General features: G+C 61.6%; 28 protein-coding genes and 2 pseudogenes. 16 read left to right on the forward strand and 14 right to left on the reverse strand.

Features of this window, described 5'->3' with window-relative positions; translation table 11 throughout:
- Positions 1-8: 8 nt before the first annotated feature.
- The 4 genes from radC to ACP6KB_RS02935 form a co-directional block, all read right to left on the reverse strand.
- Entirely contained in the window at positions 9-518 is a 510-nt protein-coding gene (gene radC, locus ACP6KB_RS02920) for a RadC family protein (RefSeq protein ID WP_003092330.1), read from the reverse strand.
- A gap of 351 nt (positions 519-869) precedes the next feature.
- Positions 870-1,934 (reverse strand): PDDEXK nuclease domain-containing protein, encoded by a 1,065-nt coding sequence (locus ACP6KB_RS02925; RefSeq protein ID WP_003092331.1) that lies wholly within the window; start codon positions 1,932-1,934, stop codon positions 870-872.
- Complete coding sequence (locus ACP6KB_RS02930; protein ID WP_001062689.1) at positions 1,931-3,130, reverse strand: tyrosine-type recombinase/integrase; 1,200 nt, start codon at positions 3,128-3,130, stop codon at positions 1,931-1,933. Before ACP6KB_RS02930 ends, ACP6KB_RS02925 begins: the two co-directional genes overlap by 4 nt.
- 261 nt (positions 3,131-3,391) lie before the next feature.
- A complete protein-coding gene (locus tag ACP6KB_RS02935) occupies positions 3,392-4,435 on the reverse strand; it encodes a TauD/TfdA family dioxygenase (protein WP_442111941.1) in 1,044 nt (347 codons plus the stop codon).
- A gap of 296 nt (positions 4,436-4,731) precedes the next feature.
- Between ACP6KB_RS02935 and ACP6KB_RS02940 the strand changes: the two genes are divergently transcribed.
- Both ACP6KB_RS02940 and ACP6KB_RS02945 read left to right on the forward strand, forming a co-directional pair.
- Entirely contained in the window at positions 4,732-5,616 is an 885-nt protein-coding gene (locus tag ACP6KB_RS02940) for a sugar nucleotide-binding protein (protein WP_442111943.1), read from the forward strand.
- On the forward strand, positions 5,609-6,538 hold the full coding sequence (locus tag ACP6KB_RS02945; protein WP_442111945.1) for an NAD-dependent epimerase/dehydratase family protein: 930 nt from the start codon (positions 5,609-5,611) through the stop codon (positions 6,536-6,538). The genes ACP6KB_RS02940 and ACP6KB_RS02945 overlap by 8 nt, the downstream gene beginning before the upstream one ends.
- Positions 6,539-6,611: 73 nt before the next feature.
- Here ACP6KB_RS02945 and ACP6KB_RS02950 read toward each other — a convergent pair whose 3' ends face one another.
- From ACP6KB_RS02950 to ACP6KB_RS02970, 5 genes are all read right to left on the reverse strand, one after another.
- Positions 6,612-7,295, reverse strand: a complete 684-nt coding sequence (locus tag ACP6KB_RS02950) for an OmpW/AlkL family protein (protein ID WP_442111947.1) — start codon at positions 7,293-7,295, stop codon at positions 6,612-6,614.
- 109 nt (positions 7,296-7,404) lie between these two features.
- Positions 7,405-7,920, reverse strand: a complete 516-nt coding sequence (locus ACP6KB_RS02955; RefSeq protein WP_442111949.1) for a DUF3299 domain-containing protein — start codon at positions 7,918-7,920, stop codon at positions 7,405-7,407.
- Between the two features lie 8 nt (positions 7,921-7,928).
- Positions 7,929-9,194 (reverse strand): ABC transporter permease, encoded by a 1,266-nt coding sequence (locus tag ACP6KB_RS02960; RefSeq protein ID WP_442111951.1) that lies wholly within the window; start codon positions 9,192-9,194, stop codon positions 7,929-7,931.
- Positions 9,194-9,913 (reverse strand): ABC transporter ATP-binding protein, encoded by a 720-nt coding sequence (locus ACP6KB_RS02965; protein ID WP_442111953.1) that lies wholly within the window; start codon positions 9,911-9,913, stop codon positions 9,194-9,196. The genes ACP6KB_RS02960 and ACP6KB_RS02965 overlap by 1 nt, the downstream gene beginning before the upstream one ends.
- A gap of 46 nt (positions 9,914-9,959) precedes the next feature.
- Positions 9,960-10,523, reverse strand: a complete 564-nt coding sequence (locus ACP6KB_RS02970; RefSeq protein ID WP_442111955.1) for a DUF2796 domain-containing protein — start codon at positions 10,521-10,523, stop codon at positions 9,960-9,962.
- A gap of 132 nt (positions 10,524-10,655) precedes the next feature.
- Here ACP6KB_RS02970 and ACP6KB_RS02975 point away from each other — a divergent pair, with 132 nt between their 5' ends.
- The gene (locus ACP6KB_RS02975; RefSeq protein WP_442111957.1) at positions 10,656-11,003 is read left to right on the forward strand and encodes a hypothetical protein; all 348 of its coding nucleotides are present in this window, start codon (positions 10,656-10,658) and stop codon (positions 11,001-11,003) included.
- Between the two features lie 75 nt (positions 11,004-11,078).
- Here ACP6KB_RS02975 and trxA read toward each other — a convergent pair whose 3' ends face one another.
- From trxA to ACP6KB_RS02990, 3 genes are read right to left on the reverse strand one after another with little or no spacing between them, the layout of a single operon-like run.
- Complete coding sequence (trxA, locus tag ACP6KB_RS02980; protein WP_442111959.1) at positions 11,079-11,951, reverse strand: thioredoxin; 873 nt, start codon at positions 11,949-11,951, stop codon at positions 11,079-11,081.
- Between the two features lie 31 nt (positions 11,952-11,982).
- Positions 11,983-12,642 carry a class I SAM-dependent methyltransferase gene (locus ACP6KB_RS02985; protein WP_442114246.1) on the reverse strand — a complete coding sequence of 220 codons (660 nt, stop codon included), beginning with the start codon at positions 12,640-12,642 and terminating at the stop codon, positions 11,983-11,985.
- Entirely contained in the window at positions 12,642-13,088 is a 447-nt protein-coding gene (locus tag ACP6KB_RS02990; RefSeq protein WP_442111961.1) for a hypothetical protein, read from the reverse strand. Before ACP6KB_RS02990 ends, ACP6KB_RS02985 begins: the two co-directional genes overlap by 1 nt.
- 107 nt (positions 13,089-13,195) lie before the next feature.
- Between ACP6KB_RS02990 and nrdR the strand changes: the two genes are divergently transcribed.
- The 12 genes from nrdR (at position 13,196) to ACP6KB_RS03050 (ending at position 21,880) form a co-directional block, all read left to right on the forward strand.
- Complete coding sequence (nrdR, locus tag ACP6KB_RS02995; protein WP_442111962.1) at positions 13,196-13,660, forward strand: transcriptional regulator NrdR; 465 nt, start codon at positions 13,196-13,198, stop codon at positions 13,658-13,660.
- 2 nt (positions 13,661-13,662) lie between these two features.
- Positions 13,663-14,793 carry a bifunctional diaminohydroxyphosphoribosylaminopyrimidine deaminase/5-amino-6-(5-phosphoribosylamino)uracil reductase RibD gene (ribD, locus tag ACP6KB_RS03000; RefSeq protein ID WP_442111964.1) on the forward strand — a complete coding sequence of 377 codons (1,131 nt, stop codon included), beginning with the start codon at positions 13,663-13,665 and terminating at the stop codon, positions 14,791-14,793.
- Between the two features lie 42 nt (positions 14,794-14,835).
- Entirely contained in the window at positions 14,836-15,501 is a 666-nt protein-coding gene (locus tag ACP6KB_RS03005) for a riboflavin synthase (protein ID WP_442111966.1), read from the forward strand.
- A gap of 18 nt (positions 15,502-15,519) precedes the next feature.
- The gene (gene ribBA, locus ACP6KB_RS03010; RefSeq protein WP_442111968.1) at positions 15,520-16,611 is read left to right on the forward strand and encodes a bifunctional 3,4-dihydroxy-2-butanone-4-phosphate synthase/GTP cyclohydrolase II; all 1,092 of its coding nucleotides are present in this window, start codon (positions 15,520-15,522) and stop codon (positions 16,609-16,611) included.
- An 88-nt stretch (positions 16,612-16,699) separates the two neighbouring features.
- Complete coding sequence (gene ribH, locus ACP6KB_RS03015) at positions 16,700-17,176, forward strand: 6,7-dimethyl-8-ribityllumazine synthase (protein WP_442111970.1); 477 nt, start codon at positions 16,700-16,702, stop codon at positions 17,174-17,176.
- Positions 17,173-17,673, forward strand: coding sequence for a transcription antitermination factor NusB (gene nusB, locus ACP6KB_RS03020; protein ID WP_442111972.1), 501 nt, complete (start codon positions 17,173-17,175; stop codon positions 17,671-17,673). The genes ribH and nusB overlap by 4 nt, the downstream gene beginning before the upstream one ends.
- An 18-nt stretch (positions 17,674-17,691) precedes the next feature.
- Positions 17,692-18,657 carry a thiamine-phosphate kinase gene (thiL, locus tag ACP6KB_RS03025; protein WP_442111974.1) on the forward strand — a complete coding sequence of 322 codons (966 nt, stop codon included), beginning with the start codon at positions 17,692-17,694 and terminating at the stop codon, positions 18,655-18,657.
- Positions 18,654-19,157, forward strand: coding sequence for a phosphatidylglycerophosphatase A family protein (locus tag ACP6KB_RS03030; protein ID WP_038606274.1), 504 nt, complete (start codon positions 18,654-18,656; stop codon positions 19,155-19,157). Before thiL ends, ACP6KB_RS03030 begins: the two co-directional genes overlap by 4 nt.
- Before the next feature lie 12 nt (positions 19,158-19,169).
- A complete protein-coding gene (locus tag ACP6KB_RS03035) occupies positions 19,170-19,925 on the forward strand; it encodes a substrate-binding periplasmic protein (RefSeq protein ID WP_442111976.1) in 756 nt (251 codons plus the stop codon).
- A 112-nt stretch (positions 19,926-20,037) separates the two neighbouring features.
- On the forward strand, positions 20,038-20,655 hold the full coding sequence (gene ribA, locus ACP6KB_RS03040) for a GTP cyclohydrolase II (RefSeq protein ID WP_442111978.1): 618 nt from the start codon (positions 20,038-20,040) through the stop codon (positions 20,653-20,655).
- The gene (locus ACP6KB_RS03045; protein WP_442111980.1) at positions 20,652-21,071 is read left to right on the forward strand and encodes an MFS transporter; all 420 of its coding nucleotides are present in this window, start codon (positions 20,652-20,654) and stop codon (positions 21,069-21,071) included. Before ribA ends, ACP6KB_RS03045 begins: the two co-directional genes overlap by 4 nt.
- A complete protein-coding gene (locus ACP6KB_RS03050; RefSeq protein WP_442111982.1) occupies positions 21,071-21,880 on the forward strand; it encodes a cobalamin-binding protein in 810 nt (269 codons plus the stop codon). Before ACP6KB_RS03045 ends, ACP6KB_RS03050 begins: the two co-directional genes overlap by 1 nt.
- On the opposite strand, the pseudogene ACP6KB_RS03055 reads toward ACP6KB_RS03050, so the two are convergent.
- Positions 21,858-23,075: pseudogene (locus ACP6KB_RS03055) on the reverse strand (TonB-dependent receptor domain-containing protein); the annotation flags it as partial. The gene ACP6KB_RS03050 and the pseudogene ACP6KB_RS03055 overlap by 23 nt on opposite strands.
- Positions 23,076-23,173: 98 nt before the next feature.
- Between ACP6KB_RS03055 and ACP6KB_RS03060 the strand changes: the two are divergent.
- Positions 23,174-24,136, forward strand: coding sequence for an IS30-like element ISPsme1 family transposase (locus ACP6KB_RS03060; RefSeq protein WP_442107591.1), 963 nt, complete (start codon positions 23,174-23,176; stop codon positions 24,134-24,136).
- Positions 24,137-24,147: 11 nt separating this feature from the next.
- Here the strand turns inward: ACP6KB_RS03060 and ACP6KB_RS03065 are convergent.
- Positions 24,148-24,774, reverse strand: a pseudogene (locus ACP6KB_RS03065) (TonB-dependent receptor); the annotation flags it as partial.
- Positions 24,775-24,809 lie beyond the last annotated feature (35 nt).

Raw genomic sequence — 24,809 nt, forward strand, 5'->3', positions numbered from 1 at the left:
CCCTTGGGCTAGATCAGCCCATGCTCGGCGAACGATGCCGTTTCGTTGCCCGCAACGATGATGTGATCGAGCACGCGCACGTCCACCAGACCCAACGCTTCCTTGAGCCGCTGGGTCAGCGCCCGGTCAGCCGCGCTCGGCTCGGGGTTTCCGCTCGGATGGTTGTGCGAAACGACGACCGCCGCCGCATTGAGCCGCAGCGCCTCCTTGACCACTTCGCGCGGATACACCGACGCACCGTCAATAGTGCCGTGGAACATCTCCCTGTATTCGATCAGACGATGGCGCGTATCCATGAACAGCACTACGAACACCTCATGCTCGAAGCTGGCCAACTTTGTACGCAAGTATTCCTTGACCGCCGCCGGCGAAGTGAACTCTGCTCCGCGCCGCATTTTCCGGTCAATGACCTGGCGCGCAGCTTCCAGAATGTCGTCGGCCGATGCCGGTAGATAGCGCCCGTGCGCGTCGCGCACCAGCAGACAGGAATCGAACGAGGGAAAGGACAGTTGCGACATGATCGTGCTCCGGTTGCTCGGGCGGAATTGCCCGGAACCGGCGGCAGCACGGCGCAGCGCAAGCAGTCAGGGGTCGCAGACGGCCGCCAGGACGCAAGCGCGCATGGCGCGCGCCGCCCTTGACGGCGAGAACGCCGTGATACGGTGAAGGGAACAGCAAGACCGCCCACACCCGCCCACTGCACAGAGTCGATTTTTGGCAAGCGGAGCGCGCAGGCCCGGATCAACGAGCCGGGACGGAGGCGTCAGTGATGGAAGCCCGACAGGGGCGAGACTCGCGCAGCGAAGCTCGATGCGCAGCACGACAGCGCGACGGCGGCACGCCGGGACGCCCGACTGCTTGGGACAGGACTACTCGTTGTCCGTCTTGCGCTGCTCGATTTGCAACTGCGCCCGTTGCGTTGCCTGTTGCAGCCGCTCCACCAGCACGCCCCTCGGCGGCAAGGCGGTCAGATACTCGGCAACGTGGATGCCGGACTTGTCCAGCTCCAGCAATTCGATCTGCTCGCGCTTCTTGCCGGTGCAAAGGATGATCCCGAGCGGCGAGGCTTCCTCCGGCTCCCGTTCGTGCTTGTCTAGCCACCGAAGGTAAAGCTCCATCTGCCCTTTGTAGGCCGCCTTGAAGTCACCTACCTTCAACTCCACCGCAACCAGCCGCCGCAGCTTGCGGTTGTAGAACAGAAGGTCAAGGTGGAAATCCTCGTCGTCGATCGGAATGCGCTTCTGCCGGGCGACGAATGAGAAGCCCGCGCCCAGCTCCAGCAGGAAGGACTCCATTTCACGGATGATCGCCGCTTCCAAGTCGCCTTCCTGCCAAGTGTCCCGCAGGCCCAGGAAGTCGAGGATGTACGGGTCGCGCATGACCAGGGCCGGCGACATGCGCTGCGCATCGCGCAGGGTCGCCAACTCCTGCGCTATGGTTTCTTCCGGCTTTTGGGAAAGCGCCGTGCGCTCGTACAGCATCGAGTCGATACGCTCGCGCAGCGTCCGCACGCTCCAGCGTTGGGTGCTGGCCATCTGTGCGTAGTAGTCCCGCTGGAGCGGGTCTTTCAGCGGCATCAGGGCGATGAAGTGCGTCCAGCTCAATTCTCGTATCAGTGATACGAGAATTCGCTCGTCGGGGAAGGTGGCGGCGAACTGCACCATGCGGCGCAAGTTCTGCTCTGCAAAGCTGCTGCCGTACTCCTCCACCAACTGCGCAGCCAAGGTGGGCAGAACTTCCTTGCCGTAGGCGCCCCGGCGCCTGTCCAAGACCTGCGTGTGGATGCGTTGGCCGATGCGCCAGTAGAGCATCGTAAGCTCGCTATTCACCGTCGAGGCGGCGCGCAAGCGCGCCGCCTCGATCAGTGCCCGAATGTCGCCCAGCAGCGCCGCGGGCGCTGCGAGCGATGCTGCTGATGGCCGGCGCCCGTTCATGCCACCGCCTCCGCAAGCTGCCGCGCGCCCGTGATGGCTTGGCGGCGGCTGGCCACCAGCTCGGCCGCCTCGCGCACCGGCTTGTCCTCGGTGTGGACGTAGTGCATGAACATCGCCACGGTCTTGTGGCCCGTCAGCTTCATTCCCACTTTGGTCGGCACACCGGAATTGGCAATGTCGGTGGTCGAGCGATGACGGATGCCGTGCGTGCCTACGTGCGGCACGCTGGCGGCCTTGAGCGTCCGGCACCAGCCGCCATAGTGCTCGCCAAAGGTCAGGTGCTTGGCCGGGTCGTTCGGCGACGGCAGGACGTAAGGGCAGCCTTCCAGACGCGGCGCCGTCGAAAGCAGCCGATAGGCTTCCTCGCTCATGGGCTTGGAAATGCCGCCAACCTTGCTGTCGGGCCACACCACGCGCCGGTTCTCGAAGTCCAGCCAGCTCCATTCGAGCGGGCAGATTTCGGAGCGCCGCGCCGCAAACTCGAATTGCAGCCGGATCGCCAACGGGATGACGTAGTTCTCCAGCCCCTCCGCCTCCAGTTTCTCCAACTGGCGGAAGATCCGCACCATTTCCTCGTCCACGATGAGCCGGGTTTCCTTGCCCGGCGGGTACATCGGGACGTGGCGGCACGGATTCGTGCCGTCCGGGCGGAAGCCCCAGACTTCGGCCAAGTTGAACATCTTGCGCAGCACGCCGAAGGTCTTGTTGGCCTCGGTCGGCTTGTAGGCCAGCTTTTCCATGAGCCCCGCAATGTCGGGCCGCTTCACGTCATGCACCTTCTTGCGGCCCAGCAGCGGGATGATGTTGCGGTCGATGACGCCCTGGTAGCCGTCCTGCGTGCTGACCTTGTTGCGCTTCTTGGAGTAGTCCTCCATGAACTTTTTGCACAACTCGGCCATCGTGGGCGCCTTGCGCGCCTCGGCCTTGGCACCGCCGGGATCACCACCCCGGCGAACCTCGGCCAGCCAGTCCTGCGCTTTGACCCGCGCCTGTTCGACGGTTAGCTCCCCGTAGAGTCCCAGCGAGGGCTTGCGGGGCTGGCCAGAGTTCGTGCGGTACTGGAGCATGAACACCCGGCGTCCCGTCGAGGTAATCTTGCAAAGGAAGCCGGGCACGACGGTATCCCGTAGTTCGATGTCCTTCGCCTGGGGTTGCGCCGACTCTACGGCGGTCTTGGTGAGCTTGATCTTTGCCATGATGACTCCTTGGAACGACCCGGATTCCAGGAGCCAGATAGGAGCGGCGCGAGGGAGAACCGGGTCAAGTTTCAGAAAGCACCGGCATATGATGGAAGCGCGTAAGCTATTGATAAACCTGCTGTATCGGGCTACGTCGCAGTCCAGCGAACTACCGGGCTGGAGTCATCGTGAAACAAAAAAACCGGCCATCAACGCCACGCCAGCCAACGTCAGCAACAGGGCAACATCTACTTCGATCATCTGAGTGTGTTCCTCGGGTCAGCCTTGAACCAGCAAAGGGTCGGGGCGGATGACAATGGGTTGGGCGAAGCGCGAGTAGCCGAACAGGCGAATCAGCAGGCGCCGGTTGTCTACCAGCGTGTCCCGGCCGTGCAGTGTTCGGGCGTTGTTTATCAACAACGCTGAGTCAGGCTGCAGTTCGAAAGACAGCGGCCTGGTGGCTTGAACCAGCGCTACAAATGCATCAAAGGCTCGGCTTGCAGCCTCACTGGCATGGCTGTTGAGCGAGAAGCGATAGGCGTTGTAGCGCAGTGCAAAGCCACCATTGGCGTCGAACTGCAGCATCGATATCGCAGTGCCCGCGTCGCCTTGGCCTGCGACAAAGCATTCACTGCGGGTGAAGTCGAACGATGCTGACGTCAGGGCCAGCGCGTGCAGGGTGCCGAGGCGCTCAATGATGTTGGCCAGCGGCAAGATCCTGGTTGCCTGGCTGGCCGGGTTCCAGCGTGCGGTCAGGATCAGTGCCGAAGGCGCTGGAGAGTGCCCGGCATGGGCGAGTACCGCGCAGTTGTAAGGCGCTTCGGTGTGTAACCCCAGTTTCAAGCCTGAGTGGGAACTGAGCTCCACCGCTGCGCCTGTTGGTTCATTTTCCAGCGATACGCGGCCACCGCCTTTGAAATTGCCGACCAGGCGCATCTGCTTGCCGTCATTGTCGATATCGAAGGCAAAGGATCGGTAGCGAACCAGTTCAAGCAACAGCTGGTTGCGTGCCGCCAGATACAGGCAGCGTGGGCATTGTTCGAGGGTAGAAAGGCCAGGTAGCTGCTCAGGGGCCGGGTCTGCCCCCGGATGCGGCAGGTGTGAAAACATCAGGGCAGATAACCGCCCATCGGCAAAACGCTGGACAACGGCCTTCTGTTCTGGCGTCAGCGTGGATTCGAAGGACTTGATCCATTGTCGGGCAGTGCTGGCAACACCTGGCGACTCTGGGCCTCCTGTGCTGGCGAGACGCTGGCTGGCAGCAGCAAGTTCACGACCTTGATGACTATCAAAGTTCAGGTGTGCAACGTCCGGATCCTGCATGGGGAACATTCCTTGTTATTGATTTTCTTGGCAAATCCGTATTGGCCGAATTTCAGCTGACGTTTCAGATGGGCTGATTACGCCAGATCGGCTAGTTCAACGCAGATTGCTAATGCGGAGGAAGTCAGACATTTCCGTATGGCGTGTAAGCCGATTCCCGGTTTGTGAAAACGGTAACGGCAACGCTGGATCGAGACGCCAGATAAATGCTGTAGCGGCCTCAGGTTGGACTTCCCAGGCCGGAAAACGCAAAATGTGCCTTTTCCTCAATCAATCTGACCGGACCTGCTGACTCTATGCGAATGCGCCTGATGCTGTTGGGTGGTGGAAATGCCCTAGGGCAAGCGCTGATTCGTCTTGGGGCCGAGGAAGACATCGGCTTTCTGGCGCCGCGCCCACCTGAGCATGGTTGGGATCCGGCCAGTCTGACTCAGCTGCTGGACGACACCCGCCCCGACGCGGTGGTTAACCTCGCGTACTACTTCGACTGGTTTCAGGCCGAGTCGGTCAGCGAACAGCGCTTGGCGCTGCAAGAGCGCTCGGTGGAGCGGCTGGCCGAGTTGTGCCAACACCACAACATCATCCTGATTCAGCCTTCTAGCTACCGTGTGTTCGATGGCTCGCGCGCCACCGCCTACAGCGAAAAGGATGAGCCGGTACCGCTCGGCCTGCGTGGCCAGGCGCTGTGGCGGATCGAGCAGAGCGTACGGGCAACCTGCCCACAACATGTGCTGCTGCGTTTTGGCTGGTTGCTCGACGAAAGCATCGATGGCGTACTCGGGCGTTTTCTGACCCGTGCCGAGCAACCACAGGAGCTGCTCCTGGCCGATGACCGTCGCGGCAACCCGACCCCGGTGGATGATGCCGCGCGGGTGATTCTCTCGGTGCTCAAGCAACTGGATTGCGCCGCGCCGCTGTGGGGCACCTACCACTACGCGGGTAACGAAGCCACCACGCCGCTGGCGCTGGGTCAGGCTATCCTCAGTGAAGCGGCGCAGCTGCACAAACTGGCCGTCACCGCACCGACCGCGCAGGCGCATGCGGCACGAGCTGATGCGAGCGAAGAGCCGCAACATGCGGTGTTGGCCTGCAAAAAAATTCTGCACACTTTCGGTATCAAACCACGGGCCTGGCGCTCGGGTTTGCCACCTCTACTGGATCGATTCTACCGTCATGGCTGATGCCCCAATTCTGATCACCGGTGGCGCGGGCTTCATCGGCTCTCACTTGAGCGATGCGTTGCTGGAAAAAGGCTATGCGGTACGGATCCTCGATGATCTGTCCACTGGCAAGCCCGACAACCTGCAAATGGCCAACCCCAGGCTTGAGCTGATCAAGGGCGATGTCGCCGACGCCGAACTGGTCAAGCAAGCTGCCGCAGGCTGCCAGGCTGTTGTGCATCTGGCTGCCGTTGCATCGGTGCAGGCCTCGGTGGATGACCCGGTGAAAACCCACCAGAGCAACTTTATCGGCACGTTGAATGTGTGCGAGGCCATGCGCCTCAATGGCATCAAGCGTGTGCTGTTTGCCTCCAGTGCGGCGGTGTATGGCAACAATGGTGAAGGCCTGGCGATCGAAGAAGATGCGCCGAAAGCCCCGCTGACACCGTATGCCGTAGACAAACTGGCCAGCGAGCAATACCTGGACTTCTATCACCGCCAGCATGCGCTGGAGCCGGTGGTGTTCCGCTTCTTCAACATCTTCGGGCCGCGCCAGGATCCATCCTCGCCGTACTCGGGGGTGATCAGCATTTTCTGCGAGCGCGCCCTGAGCGGTCAGCCGATCACCCTGTTCGGGGATGGTGAACAGACTCGGGACTTTCTCTATGTGGGTGACCTGGTCAGCGTCATGGTCCAGGCCCTGGAGCAAGCGCAGGTTGAGGAAGGAGCGGTGAATATCGGCTTGAACCAGGCCACTTCGCTGAACCAATTGCTGGACGCGCTGAAGTCGGTACTGGGTGATTTGCCGGCAATCAAGCATGGGCCTGCGCGTTCCGGCGACATTCGCCATTCGCGGGCGAACAACCAGCGCTTGCTGGCGCGTTTTAACTTTCCTGAGCCGACGCCTATCGCCGAAGGGTTGGCGCGGTTGTTGGGGCGCTAAATGCATCGCGGGGCAAGCCCGCTCCTACAGCTGTAGGAGCGGGCTTGCCCCGCGATCGACCTGAACCCTCAGATCAGAACTTGTAACCTACACCGACCATGTAAACCCATGGATCGACATCGACGTCGACCTTGGTCTTGCCAATCCCCAGGGCGCTTGGGCCGTCCATGGTGGCCTTGGTGTCGATATCGACGTACCAGACTGCGGCGTTGACCAGGAAGTGGTCGGTGATCATGTAGTCCATACCCAGCTGACCAGCCAGACCCCACGAATCTTTGAGTTTCAGGTTGCTGAAGCCTTGTGCCTTACGGTTGCTGCTCAGGTCTTCGTCAAAGAACATGGTGTAGTTCAGACCGATACCGGCGTACGGCTGGAACTTCGAAGTAGGCTCCATCGGGTAGTACTGCAGCGACAGGGTCGGTGGCAGTTGTTTGATGTCGCCGAGTTTGCCGTCCAGGCCCGCACCCAGGCCCTTGACGCCAACGGTGTGTTGGAATGGGGTGGCTGCCAGCAGTTCCAGGCCGATGTGGTCGGTCAGCATGTAGGCGAACGTCAGACCGAGTTGGGTGTCGCTGTCCAGAGTGGCCTTGGTGCCCGAGGCTTTGCTGCCATCGAGTTTGATTTCACCGCTGTCTTCATTGGGAGCGGTAGTGATCGCGCCAGCACGCAGGATAATGTCGCCTGCCTGGTGTGCATGGGCAACAGGGGCTGCGAGCGCCAAGGTAATGAGCGAGGCGCTGAGCAAGGACTTGTTCATGGAAGCTCCCAAAGGACGTTTAGAATTAAGTACGTCCAATGGTAAAGAGCCACCAGTTTTGCAATTTGACCCAGCTCAAGAAAACCGCTGAAGCCTCGGCATGGGGCATTTATTCTAGTTCGTAAGCGTAGATTTTCTCGGCGTCCATCTGATAACCGGCATCGGCCAGCTCACTGCTGGTGTTTTTTACCTGCATCCGCCCCTCGATCCAGTACGGCTGATAGAGGTCTTCGACCCTGACGCCCATCTCGCTGACGATATGCACGATCTGGTTCGACGGCGGTGGCGGCACGTGGATGCAGGCGCCGTAATAGGGCACCAGCAAAAATTCGGTGGTGCGACCTTCTTCGCTGACTTCCAGCGGCACGATATAGCCCGGCAACTTTACCTGTTGGCCATCGAGCGCTTTTACCACCGGGGCGTTTGGCGCCGACTGGCGGGCCGCCGGTGCAGATTCTGCGGCCAGGGCATCGCCCAGTTGCGAGAGATCGTGCATCGGCGCCAGCTGCGGCTGGATGATCGGCGCGCCCGCTGGGATCAACTGCGGCCACTCCAGTGTGCGGGGTTCGCTGGCCCACAACGGCGTGGTTACCAGCAACAATAACGACAGCAGAACACGTGGCATTGAATGTCTCACAGGTGAATGGACAGGCCGTCGGCCAACGACTGCCGATAAGCGCGCCAGGCGGGCACACTGCCCATCAGCAGGGCGGCGCCCAGAATCAGTGCCAGCAAGTTCCATTCGTGGGCGCTCGGCCAGGCCAGCGGCAGGTACAGCCCATAGTTGGCTTGCACATAGCCCTGCGCCAGGGCAATACCGATGTACAGCAAGCCCAGGCCAGCGGCAATCCCGACCAGCGCCAGCGCCAGCGCTTCAAGCACCAGCAGCCCGGCAATGTGCCAGGGGCGCGCGCCCACCGAGCGCAGGATCGCCATCTCCCGGCGCCGCTCGTTGAGGCTGGTGAGGATGGCGGTGAGCATACCGATCAGGCCGGTCAGCACAACAAACAGAGAGACAACAAACAAGGCTTGCTCGGCCGTGCTCATCAAGCTCCAGAGTTCCTGCAGCGCGACCCCGGGCAGAATCGCCAGTAGCGGCTCGTTGCGGTACTCGTTGATCTCACGTTGCAGGCTGAAGGTCGAAATCTTGTTGTTCAGGCCCAACATGAAGGCGGTAATGGCGGCGGGCTTGAGGTCCATCTCACGCGCTTGTTCGGCACTGATGCGCCCGGCGCCGCGGGCTGGTACGCCGTTGTGCCAGTCGATGTGGATCGCCTCCATGCCGCCCAGGCTGATGTGCAGGGTGCGGTCTACCGGCGTGCCGGTGCGTTGTAGCACCCCGACCACAGTGAACGGTTTGTCGTCATGCTTGACCAGGCTGATAGCTGCCACGCCGTGGGCCAGCACCAGCTTGTCGCCAAGTTTGTAGTGCAGGGCCTGGGCAACTTCGGCACCCAGCACCACCTCGAACGGGTCTGTGGCAAATGCCCGGCCTTCGGCCAGTTGCAGGTTCTGTTTGCGTGCGTACTGGTAGTGCTCGAAGTAGCTGCTGGTGGTGCCCATCACGCGATAGCCGCGATGCGAGTCGCCGAGGGAAATGGGGATTGCCCATTTCACCCGCTTGTCGTTGGCGAAGTGCTCGTAGCTGTCCCAGCGGATGTTGTTGGTGGCATTGCCGATGCGAAACACCGAGTACAGCAGCAGGTTCACCGAGCCGGAGCGGGCGCCGACGATCAGATCGGTGCCGCTGATGGTGCTGGCAAAGCTGGCGCGGGCCTCGGTGCGCACACGCTCCACGGCCAGCAGCAGGCATACCGACAGGGCGATGGCAAAGGCCGTGAGCAATGCGGTGAAACGGCGGTTGGCGAGGCTCGCCAAGGCAAGACGGAGCAGGTACATCAGGCCTCCAGATCGTTGGCAGGCTGGGCCGCGCGGTTGAGTTCGGCCAGGGATAGCTGGCGGTCGAACAGGGCTGCCAGGCTCTGGTCGTGGCTGACGAACAACAGGCTTGAACCGGCGTCACGGCATTCGGCGAACAGCAGGCGAATGAAGGCTTCACGGGTATCGGCGTCGAGCGCCGAAGTGGGTTCGTCTGCAATCACCAGCTCGGGTTGGCCGATCAGCGCGCGGGCCGCCGCTACCCGTTGTTGTTGGCCGATCGACAGGCTGTCGGCGCGCCGGGCGAGCAAGGTGGGGTCTTTCAAACCCAGGTGGGCCAGCAGGCTGGCAGCCGCCTGATCGATGCTGCCGTGGCGCTGCGCAGCACGCTGTGCGCGGCTGCGGGAAAAGCGGCAAGGCAATTCGACGTTTTCCCGTACCGAAAGGAACGGCAGCAAATTGAATTGCTGGAAAATGTAGCCGGTGTGGTCAACCCGAAAGCGGTCTCGGGCGGCCATTTTCAGCGTGCTCAGGTCTTGGCCAAGCAAGCGAATGCTGCCGCGCTCAGGCGTGTGTACACCGCCAAGCAGGCCGAGCAGGGTGGTTTTGCCACTGCCACTGGGGCCTTTGAGGAACAGTGATTCACCGGCCTCAAGGCGCAAGGCGGGGATATCCAGCAGAGGGGCTTGGCCCGGCCAGGCAAAGCCCAGGTCGGTCAGTTCAATCAGTGCCTGGCTCATAAATGAACGCCCGGGTTACCCCGGGCGTTTCGCTGCAAAAGGGCTATCAGAAAGTGAGGGTGGCCGTGGCCGGGGTCGCTTCGACACCTTGCTGGCCGCTCGGCCCGATCAGTTGTAGCTGAATTTTCTGCGTGGCGGGGAAGGCTTTGAACAGTGGGGTCAGGTCGAGCGTTTTGAGCTGATCAGGCTTCTCGCAATTGAATCGGTAGTGCGCATGGATGTCGCTGTGCTCGTGGGTGTGGCCGTCTTCATCTGCCGCCGGTTTGTCGCCGAACAGCGGGCTGTGCAGTTCCTGGTCGCTCACTTCGCAGTGGGCCGACGCGGGCAGGGCGAACAGTGCCAGAGGTTTTTCAAGCTGGCTGCGTACGGCGGCTACCTTGGCTTTGTCGGCGTCGCTGCTGGCGGCGTGCTCGAAGCCGACCAGGTTCATCGCCGGGCTGTCCAGCTCCAGTTCCAGTGTCTTGCCATCGAGCACGGCGTTGAGTTGAGCCACGCCATGCTCATGGGCGGCGAGGCTGCCGTGACTATGGTCGTGATCGTGGTCCTCGTGGGCATGAGCGATGGCCAGGGGCAACAAGGCGAACGGCAAGGCGAGTAACAGGCGACGCATGGGCAAGACTTCACGAGGGCACGGAATATGTTTGGTTATGTTATAACAAATTATTCTGCGCAGGCTAGCGTGCTTGGCGACGGGGCGTTGGCGTGGGAGCATGGAGCCCGTTAGTGAGCAGAGGATACGACCGTGCGAATTCGTGGACATATCGGTGACTGGCCGGTGGATCTGACCCTGGAACTGGACCCGGCGGAGTGGGCGCAGTTGGGAGGGCAACTGACGGCAGTGGCGCCGGTTGCGACGGCGGCGGCAGTGGCCTCGTTACCGAGCGCTCGGCCCGATGACGCGCTGTGGCAAGCAGCACGAGACGTTCTGCGCACAGCGGGACAGTTGAGTGGTCCTGCGTTGCTGGAGCATCTGGAAGCGCTGGCGGGCAGTACGGCAGCAGGTAAGCGCCTGTTGGTGCGCTTGCGTCACAGTGCCGAGGTCAAGGTGGAAAGCGGCGCGGATGCACCGCTTTATCACTGGATCGGCTAGCGTGTAGGAGCGGGCTTGCCCCGCGATGCGATGTGACGGGTACACCGCAATCGCGGGGCAAGCCCGCTCCTACCGTCAGTACAGCGCGGCAAACAGCTTGCGGCGGTACGTTCCTACCAGTGGATGGTCATTGCCCAGCAGATCGAACACTTGCAGCAGCGTCTTGTGCGGCAACCCGCCTTCGTAGCCACGATTGCGCATGAACAGTTTGAGCATGCCATCCAACGCCGCTTCGTACTGCTGGCGCGACAGCTGCTGAATGCACAGCTGATAGGCAGCCTCATCGTCCTCGCTGTTTTGCGCCAAGCGCGCTTTGAGGTCAGCGACTTCCGGCAGGCTGGCCGCCTGACGCAGGAAGGTCAGTTGCGCCTTGGCACCGGCCAGGGCGGCTTTATGCTCATCGCTCTTGACTGCATCCAGTACGGTTTGTGCCTCGCCCAGTTCACCCCGTTCGGCCAGGCAACGGGCATACAGAATCAATGCAGCAGCGTTGCTGTTGTCTTCAGTCAGCAGGGCTTTGAGGGTTGCTTCGGCTTCGCTGAAGCGCCCTTCGGCAAACGCCGTCTGGGCCAGTTCGAACGGGTCGGCAGCTGACGGTGGCGGCATTTGCACATGCGGTTCGAGCAGCGCGCGGATCGCCGACTCAGGCTGAGCCCCGGCAAAACCATCGACCGGCTGGCCGTCTTTGAACAACACCACGGTGGGCAGGCTGCGAATGCCGAAACGGGCGACGATGTCTTGCTCGATATCGCAGTTCACCTTGGCCAGCAGCAATTCACCCTGATAGCTCTCGGTGATTTGCGCGAGCAGTGGCATCAGTGCCTTGCAGGGGGCACACCACTCGGCCCAGAAGTCGACGAGGACGGGCTTGTGGAAGGAGTTCTGAATCACCGACTGGTCGAAGTCAGCAGCAGTGGCGTCGAAAATGTACGGGGTAGCAGGGCTCATCGCGACTCTCGAAAATCCGTGAATGACATCACTATAAAGGCTGGCGGCTGGCGTGGTACAGGCTGACCCGGCGGAATTCGTGGGGTTCGGCCAGGTCAGGCAGGGTCAGGGCTTCAAGCACGCCCATCGGTTGGTACAGCGGGTGGCTGAAATCGCGCACCCGTGAGTCGGCCACCAGGGCTTGCTGGCCGCGGCTGAGGAAGGCGTCGAGCAGTGGCAGGTTGGCGCGGTCATACAGCACATCGGCCACCAGAATCAGGTCGAAGCGGTCGGCTTCCTGGAAGAAGTCATCGGAATAGCTCAGCTCCACGCCGTTGAGTTCGGCATTTGCCCGGCAGGCCTGCAGAGCCAAAGGATCAAGGTCGCAAGCAACCACTTCCAGAGCGCCAGCGCGGGCAGCAGCGATGCCTGCGATGCCCGAACCTGCGCCAAAGTCCAGCACGCGCTTACCTGCTACCCAGTGCGGGTGCTGCTCCAGGTAGCGAGCCATGGCCAAACCGCTGGCCCAGCAAAAGCTCCAGTAGGGCGGTTCATGGAGGATGCGCCGGGTTTCATCGGCGCTGAATTCGCGGTCCATGTTCTGCGCATCGATCAGCCACAGCTTGAGCGCGCACTCAGGCAAGTCGCTGACCACCAGGCGAGCATCGCCGAGCAGTTCACCCAAGGCCTGTTGTAACGACGCCGGTGCCATCATGGCGCCTTTTCAAATCGCAGCGGGCCGGTGGCCTGGGTTTGCGCCTGGAAAATCCGTACTGGCGGCAGGTGCAGGATCAGTTGCCCGGACTGGCTGGCCCGTCCACGCAACTCGACCCGGGCACCGGCCGGGAAGGCCTCGGGGCTGAAGCGCAGCTGATAGGGCAAGTCCAGGCCATTGCCACTGAGGGTACTGCTGGCCAGCAGGTTTTGCGGGCGGCCGCGTTCATCGATAACCAGCAAGGCCAGTTCGACTTCAGCACCTGATGGCACATTGAGCAAGGTGCCGCTCAATTCACGTTGGTAGGCCGGCAAAGGGCCGAGCGGCTTCGCGGTTTTGCTGGCAACCGGGGCTTTTGGCGCCGGGGCAGTCTGGGGTTGATCGCTGCTACAGGCGGCCAGCAAGGCGGCAAAACTGAGCACAACAAGCGCTCGAAATGGCATGGGGAATTCCTTCGCGACATATTTCCTCAGTGGATGGTAACCCCTTTGGCTTGTCTTGCCAGTGGGATGCGCTACCATGGCCCTCCCTTTTTTTGTTGCCTGCCACCATGCACTGTCCCTTCTGCGGTGCCAACGACACCAAAGTCATCGACTCGCGACTGGTTGCCGAGGGCGAGCAAGTGCGCCGTCGGCGCGAATGCGTAGCCTGCGGTGAGCGGTTCACCACCTTCGAAACCGCCGAGCTGGTGCTGCCCCGTCTGATCAAGCAAGACGGCAGCCGCCAACCCTTCGACGAAGAAAAACTGCGCGCCGGTATGCAGCGCGCCCTGGAAAAGCGACCGGTCAGCGTCGAGCGACTGGAAGCGGCCCTGGCCCACATCAAGCACCAGTTGCGCGCCACGGGTGAGCGTGAGGTCAAGTCGCTGGTGGTAGGAGAGCTGGTGATGAACGAGCTGCAGAAGCTCGATGAAGTCGCCTATATCCGTTTCGCTTCGGTGTACCGACGCTTTCAGGACCTCAACGAGTTCCGCGAAGAAATCGACCGTCTGGCCCGAGAGCCGGCTAAAGAATGACCATGACCAACGAACGCGCGATGCTTGATGCCCATTACATGGCCCGGGCTTTGGAACTGGCCCGTAAGGGTCTGTATTCGACCCATCCGAATCCGCGTGTCGGCTGTGTGATCGTTCGCGACGGCAAGGTGGTGGGCGAAGGCTGGCATGTCCGTGCAGGCGAGCCGCATGCCGAAGTACACGCCTTGCGTCAGGCTGGCGAGCTGGCCCGTGGCGCCTGTGCCTATGTCACCCTTGAGCCTTGCAGCCATCACGGACGTACTCCGCCGTGTGCCGAGGCGTTGGTCAAGGCCGGTGTGGCGCGGGTAGTGGCAGCCATGCAAGACCCCAATCCGCAAGTTGCCGGGCAGGGCCTCAAGCGCCTGGCCGAGGCGGGTATCGAGGTCGCCAGTGGCGTGCTGGAAAGCGAAGCGCGGGCACTCAACCCGGGTTTTCTCAAGCGCATGGAGTTCGGCTTGCCTTTTGTGCGGGCGAAGCTGGCAATGAGCCTGGATGGCCGTACGGCCATGGCCAATGGTGAGAGCCAATGGATCACCGGGCCGGCCGCACGCTCCGCGGTGCAGCGCCTGCGAGCACGTTCCAGCGTGGTGCTGACCAGTGCACAAAGCGTGCTGGCTGATAACGCGCGGATGACCGTGCGCGGCCAGGAGCTGGGCCTGGACCCGGAAACCACCGCGCTGGCCCTGGCGCGTCCGCCGTTGCGCGTGCTGATCGACGGCCGCCTGCGCCTGCCGCTGGATGCACCGTTCTTCACTGCCGGCCCGGCGCTGGTGGTGACTGCCGCTGCTGTCGAAGCACGCTATGCCGAGGCCGGTCATGAACTGATCAGTTTGCCGGGCGAAGGCGGGCGGGTCGACCTTCCGGCGTTGCTGCGCGAGCTGGCGGCCCGTGGTGTCAGCGAAGTGCTGCTGGAGGCGGGTGCCGGCCTGGTCGGCGCTTTTGCCCAGCATGGCCTGATCGACGAATACCAGATTTTTGTTGCTGCCAAGTTCCTCGGCTCCAGCGCCCGTCCGTTGCTGGACTGGCCGTTGAATCACATGAACGAGGCGGCACAGCTGAAAATTACTGAAATGCGCGCAGTAGGCGATGACTGGCGAGTCACTGCGGTTCCTGTGCCGGCGCCCGGCGTATAATTCCAGGCTAGCCCTGCGCAGCCCTGTTCTCGAGGAGGACTCATGTTCACCGGCATCATCGAATCCATAGGCAGCATCCGCTCGCTGACCCCAAAAGGCGGCGACGTGCGGGTGTATGTCGCAACCGGCAAGCTCGATTTGGGCGACGTCAAACTGGGTGACAGCATCGCCGTCAACGGTGTTTGCCTGACCGCAGTCGAACTGCCAGGCGACGGCTTCTGGGCCGACGTCAGCCGTGAAACCCTGGAGTGCACCGCATTTGACGACCTCAAGAGCGGCAGCCGGGTCAACCTGGAAAAGGCCTTGACCCCCACCACCCGCCTGGGTGGTCACCTGGTCAGCGGCCACGTTGACGGCGTTGGTGAAGTGGTGTCGCGCAGCGATAACGCCCGCGCTATCCAGTTCCGCATCCGTGCGCCAAAAGAGCTGGCCAAGTACATTGCCCACAAGGGCTCGATCACGGTTGATGGCACCAGCCTGACAGTGAACGTTGTCGATGGCGCCGAGTTCGAGCTGACCATCGTCCCGCATACCCTGGCCGAAACCATCATGGCCGACTACCGTCCAGGTCGTCGGGTCAACCTTGAGGTCGACCTGCTGGCCCGTTACCTGGAGCGTTTGCTGCTGGGTGACAAAGCCGCCGAGTCCAGCAATGGCGGTGGCATTACCGAAAGTTTCCTGGCCGCCAACGGCTACCTGAAATCCTGATTTGAAAGGGGGTGCCGCGTGGCGCTCAACAGCATCGAAGAACTGGTTGAAGACATCCGCCAGGGCAAAATGGTCATCCTCATGGATGACGAAGACCGCGAGAACGAAGGCGACCTGATCATGGCCGCCGAATGCTGCAAGGCTGAACACATCAACTTCATGGCCAAGCACGCCCGTGGTCTGATCTGCATGCCGATGTCGCGCGAGCGTTGCGAAACACTCAAGCTGCCACTGATGGCGCCGCGCAACGGTTCAGGTTTCGGTACCAAGTTCACCGTCTCGATCGAAGCCGCCGAAGGCGTGACCACCGGCATCTCCGCCGCTGACCGTGCACGCACGGTGCAGGCTGCAGCCGCCCGTGATGCCAAGGCTGAAGATATCGTCAGCCCGGGCCACATCTTCCCGCTGATGGCCCAGCCCGGCGGTACCCTGGCCCGTGCCGGCCACACCGAAGCGGCGTGCGACCTGGCGCGCATGGCTGGCTTCGAGCCAAGCGGGGTTATCTGCGAAGTGATGAACGACGACGGCACCATGTCGCGTCGCCCTGAGCTGGAAGCATTTGCCGCCGAGCATGGCATCAAGATCGGCACCATCGCCGACCTGATCCACTACCGGATGATCCATGAACGTACCGTTCAGCGGGTTTCCGAGCAGCCGCTGGACAGCGAACTGGGCAGTTTCAACCTCGTTACCTACCGCGACTCGGTCGAAGGTGACGTGCACATGGCCCTGACCCTGGGTCACATCTGCGCTGAAGAACCGACCCTGGTTCGCGTGCACAACATGGACCCGCTGCGCGACCTGCTGATGGTCAAGCAACCAGGCCGCTGGAGCCTGCGCGCCGCTATGGCTGCGGTTGCCGAGGCTGGCAGCGGCGTCGTGCTGCTGCTCGGTCACCCGCTGGAAGGCGATGTGTTGCTCGCGCATATCCGCGAAAGCGCCGACGCCGCCCCGGCGAAAACCCCGACCACCTACAGCACCGTCGGTGCCGGTTCGCAGATTCTGCGCGACCTCGGTGTGCGCAAAATGCGCCTGATGAGTTCGCCAATGAAGTTCAATGCGATATCCGGATTCGATCTGGAAGTTGTAGAATACGTGCCCTCCGAATAAAGCAGGCGGTTTGTCGCGCTGCCATTCGTGTCCCAAACCCCTACAGGCCGCCCTTTGCGGCCTGGCTCTTTAAGATGAGAACTGCGCAATGACCCTGAAGACCATCGAAGGTACCTTCATTGCCCCCAAAGGTCGCTATGCTTTGGTGGTTGGCCGCTTTAACAGCTTCGTTGTCGAAAGCCTGGTAAGCGGTGCCGTTGATGCCCTGGTGCGCCATGGCGTGAGCGAAAGCGACATCACTGTCATCCGTGCTCCGGGTGCTTTCGAAATCCCGCTGGTGGCACAGAAAGTCGCCCAGCAAAGCGAATACGCTGCGATCATCGCCCTGGGCGCTGTGATCCGTGGCGGTACTCCGCACTTTGAATACGTAGCGGGCGAGTGCACCAAGGGCCTGGCCCAGGTGTCCATGGAGTTCGGCGTACCGGTTGCATTCGGTGTCCTGACTGTCGACTCGATCGAACAGGCCATTGAGCGTTCCGGCACCAAGGCCGGCAACAAGGGCGCTGAAGCTGCCCTGTCCGCTCTGGAAATGGTCAGCCTGCTGGCGCAGTTGGAGGCCAAGTGATTAGCGACGAGCACGATCGTTTCAACCCGCGCGATCCAAAACCTGCGGATGCTGGCAAGCCATCGAAGAGCGCCAAGCGTCGTGAAGCCCGTCAGCTCGCGACTCAGGCCCTGTATCAATGGCACATGGCTCGGCAGTCGCTGAACGAGATCGAAGCGCAGTTCCGGGTCGATAACGATTTCACCGATGTCGACGGTGCCTATTTCCGCGAAATCCTCCATGGGGTTCCGGTGATGGTGCAGGAAATCGACAAGGCCCTGGCCCCGTGCCTGGACCTGGCCCTTGAAGAACTCGATCCGGTTGAACTGGCGGTGTTGCGCCTGTCCACCTGGGAGTTCATCAAGCGCGTCGACGTGCCTTACCGCGTTGTGATCAACGAAGGCGTCGAGCTGGCCAAAGTTTTCGGTGCTACCGACGGTCATAAATTCGTCAACGGTGTGCTCGACAAACTGGCTCCACGGCTGCGTGAAGCCGAAGTAAAGGCGTTCAAGCGCTGATTTCGGCGCTGATTGCCAATGGGTGAGTTCGAGCTGATTCGCCATTACTTCGCCGCCGCGCCGTGTGCGCAAGGCGGCGAAGCGGTTGCGTTGGGCATCGGCGATGATTGCGCCTTGCTCAGCCTGCCGCCGGGCGAACAATTGGCGATCTCCACCGATACGCTGGTGGCCGGGGTGCATTTCCCGGCTGTCTGCGATCCTTTTCTGCTCGGTCAGCGTTCGCTGGCTGTTGCCGCCAGTGATCTGGCTGCCATGGGGGCCACCCCCATCGGCTTTACCCTGGCCCTGACCCTACCCGATGTGAACGCCGAATGGCTGCAAGCTTATGCCCTGGGCCTGAACCAGATGGCGCAGGCGTGCCGCTTGAGCCTGATCGGTGGTGACACTACCCGCGGCCCGCTGAGCCTGACGATGACCGTGTTCGGCCGCGTGCCGGCTGGCCAGGCCCTGACGCGTACCGGCGCACGTGCTGGCGACCTGTTGTGTGTAGGTGGCGAGCTGGGCAATGCCGCGGGCGCCTTGCCGTTGGTGCTCGGCCAGCGCCAGGCCGATCCGGCCGTCGCCGGGCCGCTGCTTGCCCATTACTGGTCGCCGCAGCCGCAACTGGCATTGGGGCAGGCCTTGCGTGGCAAAGCCACCTCGGCGCTGGATATCTCCGATGGCTTGCTGGCCGACTGCGGGCATATTGCCAAGGCATCACAGGTGTCGCTGCAGGTCGAGCTCGAGCGCTTGCCGCTGTCTGCTGCGTTACAGGCGTTCTGTGGGCCTGAAGGTGCCCAGCAGGCTGCGCTGGCCGGTGGCGACGACTATGTCCTGGCTTTCACCTTGCCAGAGGCGCAACTGGCGCCCCTGCAGGCCGCCGGCTGGCCAATCCATGTGGTAGGGCGTGTCGGCAGCGGCAGCGGTGTTTATCTGCTCGATGGTCAAGGGCAAGACATCACCCCGCAAACCCGGGGCTATCAACATTTTAGGGAGCAACCGTGACCGATCACCCCAATCAGGTGCCTGCGGAAAACGTTCCGCCGTCGGTCTGGCGCAATCCGTGGCACTTTCTTGCATTCGGCTTCGGCTCCGGCACCTTGCCCAAGGCGCCGGGAACCTGGGGCTCGCTGGTCGCCTTGCCGTTCATCCCGTTGTGGCAAATGTTGCCCGATTGGGGATATTGGTTAATGCTGGGGCTGACCATGCTGTTCGGCTTCTGGCTGTGCGGCAAGGTTGCCGATGACTTGCGTGTGCACGACCATGAAGGCATTGTCTGGGACGAAATGGTCGGCATGTGGATCACCTTGTGGTTGGTCCCCGAAGGCTGGCAGTGGTTGCTGGCGGGCTTTTTGATGTTCCGCTTTTTTGACATCCTCAAGCCCTGGCCGATTCGCTGGGTTGACCGGCATGTGCATGGCGGCGTCGGCATCATGCTTGACGATGTGCTGGCGGGTGTCTTTGCTTGGTTGGGCATGCAAGTGCTGGTATGGAGTGTCACTTAAGGGAGTCGCACGATGCGTGGATGGCGAGTGGTCCTGTTGAGCCTGGTGCTGGCCGCCAGCGGCGTTAGCGCCAACGAGACACCCGAGGTACCCAAGCAGGTTCGATTGGCCAGTGAGCGTTGGGAGGATTACACCAACGCCGACGGCACCGGCATCGCCTGGGACATTCTGCGCAAGGTTTTCGAGCCCGCCGGCGTCAAGGTCGTGGTGTTCAGCGTCCCCTACAGCCGGGCTATCGGCCTGGTCAAACGGGGTGAAGCCGACGCCTGGGTGGGTTCTTACCACGAAGAGAGCCCCGACAACCTGTACCCGCGCTGGAACTTCGATACCGACCACATCTACGCCCTGAGCCTGGCCAGCAAACCGCTGCCAACCCCGGAAAACCTGGGTCAGTTCAAGCTTTCCTGGGTGCGTGGTTACGACTACCAGCGCTATTTGCCGAAAATCAGCGACTATCGCGAAGTACAGCGGCGTGAAGGGATTTTGCCGATGCTCGAGCGCGGACGTGTCGATTTCTATATCGATGCGCAAACCGAGGTCGAGTACGTACTGGATCAGGCGCCAGAGAGCGAACGCAGCAAATTCCGCAGTACGCACATCGCTGAATTACCGCTGTATCTGGCTTTCGGTAAAAACGATAACGGCCGCGCATTGCAGGCGTTGTTCGATCAGCGCATGGAAAAACTGGTCGCCAACGGCGAGCTGCGGGCGATCTTCAGCCATTGGTCGCAACCGTATCCGTTCGACAAAGTGAAGGGTCCGGAGTAGGTCGAATCGTACATATCGATGGATATGAGCAAACATTCGACCTAAGCAGCTCGCCCACATGCTGATACAATCGGTCCACTTTATTTCCAAGCTTTCAATTCAGGAGCACAAAGTGCCCGTCGTCTTTGTTGCCGCTTCCAAGCTGCCTACCCCGTTTGCGATTTTCACCATGCATGGTTTTCTCGATGAAGCCACTGGCCGCGAGCACGTTGTGCTCAGCCTGGGTGATGTAGCTGACGGGCAACCGGTGCTGGGGCGTTTGCATTCCGAGTGCCTGACTGGTGATGCGTTGTTCAGCCAGCGCTGTGACTGTGGTTCCCAGCTTGAGGCTGCCTTGCAGGCCATCGCCCGCGAAGGTCGCGGTGTATTGCTGTACCTGCGCCAGGAAGGCCGTGGCATCGGCCTGTTGAACAAGATTCGCGCCTACGAGTTGCAAGATGGCGGCGCCGACACCGTCGAGGCCAACGAGCGCCTGGGCTTTGCCGCCGACCAGCGTGACTACGGCATGTGCCAGCCGATGCTTGAGCACCTGGGGGTCAAGTCGCTGCGATTGATGACCAACAACCCGCGCAAAGTGAAGGCCCTGACCGGCATGGGTATTCCGGTTGCTGAGCGGGTACCGCTGCATACCGGTCACAACCCGCATAACAAACACTACCTGGCCACCAAGGCTGGCAAGCTCGGCCACATGATGGGCAATGAGCACCAAGGCGAGGCCGGCCGGGCGTGACCCGCGCGCAGGTTCGTCGTCGTCTTGAGCTTGCCTGGTGGCAGTACCTGGCGGTGGCCCTGGCGCCGCTGCTGGTGTTTGCCTGGGCCTTCGGTGGCGGTCAGGCCCTGATTCCAGTCCTGGCCATGCCGATGTTCATCGCCGGTGTGGCCTCGATGTTTCTCAGCCTGCCGCGCTTTGGCGCTTACAAGCATGCACTGATTGCCACGCAAAAAGCCCTGAACACTGACGCAGAACCGGCCGCCTGGATTGAACTGGCGCGCGTTCGCCGCCTGGGTATGCTGTTCGCCTGCCTGCCGGCGTGGATCTCGGCCCTGTCGGTGTTTGTTGGCCTGGAAGCGGTGCCGCAAATCCTTCTGGCGGTGTCCAGCCTGGTGCTGATGTACCTCTATCGTATCCCGCGTCAGCTGGGCTGATGCGCGGCGTTTTGCTGCTGGTATTGCTGATACTGGCCGCTCCGCTCACGGCGGCCACGCGAGTGGTCAGCCTGGCGCCATCTTTGTCGGAAATCGTCGTTGAACTGCAGGCGGCTGATCTGCTGGTCGGCCAGTTGGAAGGCGGTGAGCGCCTGCCTGCCCTGGAGCATGTGCCTGCGGTCGGGCGCTATGGTCAGATTGATATGGAGCGCCTGCTCAGCCTCAAACCTGATCTTTTGCTGGTGTGGCCAGGCAGCGTGCCGGCTGCGCAACGTGATCAGCTCAAGCGCCTGGGCATTCCTGTTTACAGCGCCGAACCGCACAGCCTCGATGAATTGATCGATCAGATTGAGGCCATTGCGGTGCAACTGGGGCGCGCGCAGCAAGGGCGCGAGCGAGCACGTCAGCTGCGCGAGCAGTTGCAGGCGTTACGCGTACGCTTCCACCGTGAGCAGCCGCTGCGGGCGTTCTATCAGGTTTGGGACAGGCCCCTGTACACCATTGGCGCCGAGCAGATTGTCAGCGATGCGCTGGCGGTGTGTGGCGCGCGTAATGTGTTTGCCGAACTGAAGGTGCCTGCGCCACAGGTCAGTCTGGAATCGGTGTTGTTGCGCGACCCTCAGGTGATTCTGGCCGCTAATCAGGCCCAGCTCGATGCCTGGAAGGCCTGGCCGCAGGTGGATGCGGTGCGCAACGGGCGCCTGTTGCAGGTGCCCGATAAGGGCCTGGAGCGCCCCAGCGGGCAGATGATCGCAGCAACGGCGCAGTTATGTCAGGCGCTTGCGGCTACAGCGCCGGTGTCCAGGTAACCCCCAGCAACCAGGTGCGGCCTTCTTCGCGGTAATCTGCAAAACCGCTCACGTAGCTGTACTGCGCACGGCTATAGGTTTTATCCAGCAGGTTCTCGGCCTTCAATTCCAGGCGAATCTCGTTGCTGAGGTTCCAGCTGCTGCGCAATCCAAACAAACCATAGCCACTCAGCGTGCGGGTATTGTCGGCGTCGGCATAGCTGCTGCTGACCGCCTGCCAGCTGGCACCCAGGCCAAGGCGATCGAACTGGCGGTCCAGGTCCAGGCTTAACGTGCGCCGTGCGCGGCGCTCAAGGGTGTGCCCGGACTCGCGGTCACGTGGATCGATCAGCGACAGCCCAAGGCTGCTTTGCCAACCAAACCATTGCTGCTGCAGGCTGGCCTCGAAACCGTTGATCCTCGCCGAGCCGATGTTCTGCGGAATGTAGTTGCTGTCGTAGACAATCGCGTTGTGCAGGTCTGTGCGATACAGCGAGGCTTCCAGGCGCGTGCTGTCAGTAAGCTGGCTACGCCACTGCAGTTCGTAACTCTTGGAGCGCTCGGGCTTGAGGTCAGGGTTGCTGAAGTCCGGGTAGTAGAGGTCGTTGAAGGTGGGTGCGCGGAAACCTTCGCTGTAAGACAGCAGCACATCGTTATTCGGGTTAACCGGCAGGGTCAGGCTTGCGCTCCAACTGTTCTGGCTACCGAACTGCTGGTTCTGGTCGCGGCGTACGCCCACTTCGGTAGAGAAGCTTTCGCCTTTGTAGCGATGCTGGACAAAGGCTGCACGGTTCCAGCGGCTGTCTTCGGTCAGCGAGCTGCTGGTGTGCAGACGGTCCTGATACCAATCGCCACCGACAATCAGGTTGTTGCGCTCATCGAGGCTGAAGTCGTTCTGCCAGTTGATCGCATCACGGTAGGTATTGAACTCGCTACTGCCCGGTTGCAGCGAGTCGCGCTTGGTGTCGCGGTTTTCGCTATGGCCCAGCTCCAGGCGCGAATGCCAGGCCTCGCTGAGCTGCGCGTCGGCATAGGTGCCGACACTGCTGACAGTGAAGTCGGTATAAGGCTGGCTGCCATCGCCAAACAGGTTGTCGTATTCGCTGCGCCCCCGGTTGTCGAGGAGGTTGACGCCCACTTCCAGCGCGTCGCTGGCGACATGGCTGAGGTTCAGGCTGAAGCTTTTATTGCGGTAGGCGTCGTGATCGTTGTTGGCAGCCTGAATTCATAGAATAAGTGCAACGTTTGAAACGATAGGCAGAGAGTCAGCCACCGGTAGAATCCAGGCTCTCACACCGAAGGATTCAAGCGCAGATGACTACGCATTACCGGCAGCTGACTCAGGGCCAACGTTACCAGATTGAGGCCGGTCTGAGCGCCGGAAAAAGCCAGGCAAGCATCGCGAAACAGGTTGGCGTACATCCCTCGACGATCAGTCGTGAGGTTCGCCGCAACAGCTCCCAGAAGACCTACAAAGCGGTTGCTGCGACCCATGAAAGTGATGCCCGTCGAGCGCAGGCGCGCAAGCACTGCAAGCCATTAACGTGGTTCAGCCATTATCTGCCGCTCTGGCTAAAACACGGTATGAGCCCGGAGCAGATTGCTCAGCGCCTGAAGCAAGAGCAGCCGGAGCGCGCGGTCAGTCACGAGTGGATTTATCGGTTTATCGCCACCGACAAACACGCAGGTGGCGAGTTATACAAGTATTTGCGGCACCGCAGGAAGCTGTACCGAAAACGCTACGGAAGCCACGACCGGCGCGGACAGTTGCGTAATCGCGTATCGATAACCGAGCGCCCTGCTGAGGTCGAAGCCCGCGAGCGTCTAGGTGATTGGGAGGGTGACACGGTGCATGGCGTAGGCGGCAATCTGGTCACGCTGGTTGATCGTAAAAGCGGCTACCTGAGCGCCTATCCGGTCAAGCGCAGGACGCGCCGGCAGGTAACGCGGGCGATCAATCTGTTGCTCAAGGGGCATGCTGTTCACACGCTGACGCTGGATAACGGGAAGGAGTTTGCCGGGCATGAACGCATTGCGCATCGGAGCCAGTGCCAAGTCTTTTTTGCAGAACCCTATTCATCCTGGCAGCGAGGCACTAATGAAAATACCAACGGCCTGCTCCGGCAGTATTTTCCCAAGGGCGGCGACTTCAGCAAGCTGACCGTCGAGGCGGTCAGTCGCGTGGTAACGAAGATCAATTTACGCCCGCGAAAACGCCTGGGCTGGAAGACGCCGTACGAAGTTTATGCAGGGGCGAGCGTTGCACTTATGTGTTGAATTCAGGCAGGAAAAGACTCACGGGTCGCATTGATGCCAGCGCTTTCTTCCAATCCGGCTGCGAGGTTGAATCGAGTCTGCTCATTACCGCCGGAAAGGCCAACATCACGCTGCCAGGTCTGGTTGCTGCCTGCGCCCAGGTGCAGTCTTGGCTGCAACCCTGGCTTATTGGCACGGCGGGTAAAAATCTGGATGACCCCACCAATCGCATCGCTGCCATAAATGGCCGAGCGCGAACCACGCAGCACCTCGACACGCTCGATTTGATCGATGTTGAGAAACTGCAGGCCACTGTCACCGGACGAGGTGTTGGCAATACGTACGCCATCGACCAGCACCAGGCTTTGTGCGGATTTGGTACCGCGAATGAAAATTCCCGGCAGGCTGCCGCGACCGCCAGTACGCGCTACCTGAACCCCGGGCACACGGGTCAGCAGGTCGGTGACGCTGGATGGCTGCAGGCGGTCGATGTCGTCGCGGGTGAATACGCTGTTGGCGGCAGTGGATTGCGTGCGGTCTTCAACCTGGCGGTTGGCGCTGATCAGGGTGTCGGGTAGCTTCAGGGCGCTGTCACGGTCGATGGGGGCGGCGAGCAGCGTGGTGGGCAGGCAGAACAGGAGTGGAGTCAGGCGTCGCATGGGTGTATCCGGTGTTATCGCGGGGCAAGCCCGCT

This window comes from Pseudomonas sp. NUPR-001 (assembly GCF_052147955.1).
Taxonomy (GTDB): domain Bacteria; phylum Pseudomonadota; class Gammaproteobacteria; order Pseudomonadales; family Pseudomonadaceae; genus Aquipseudomonas.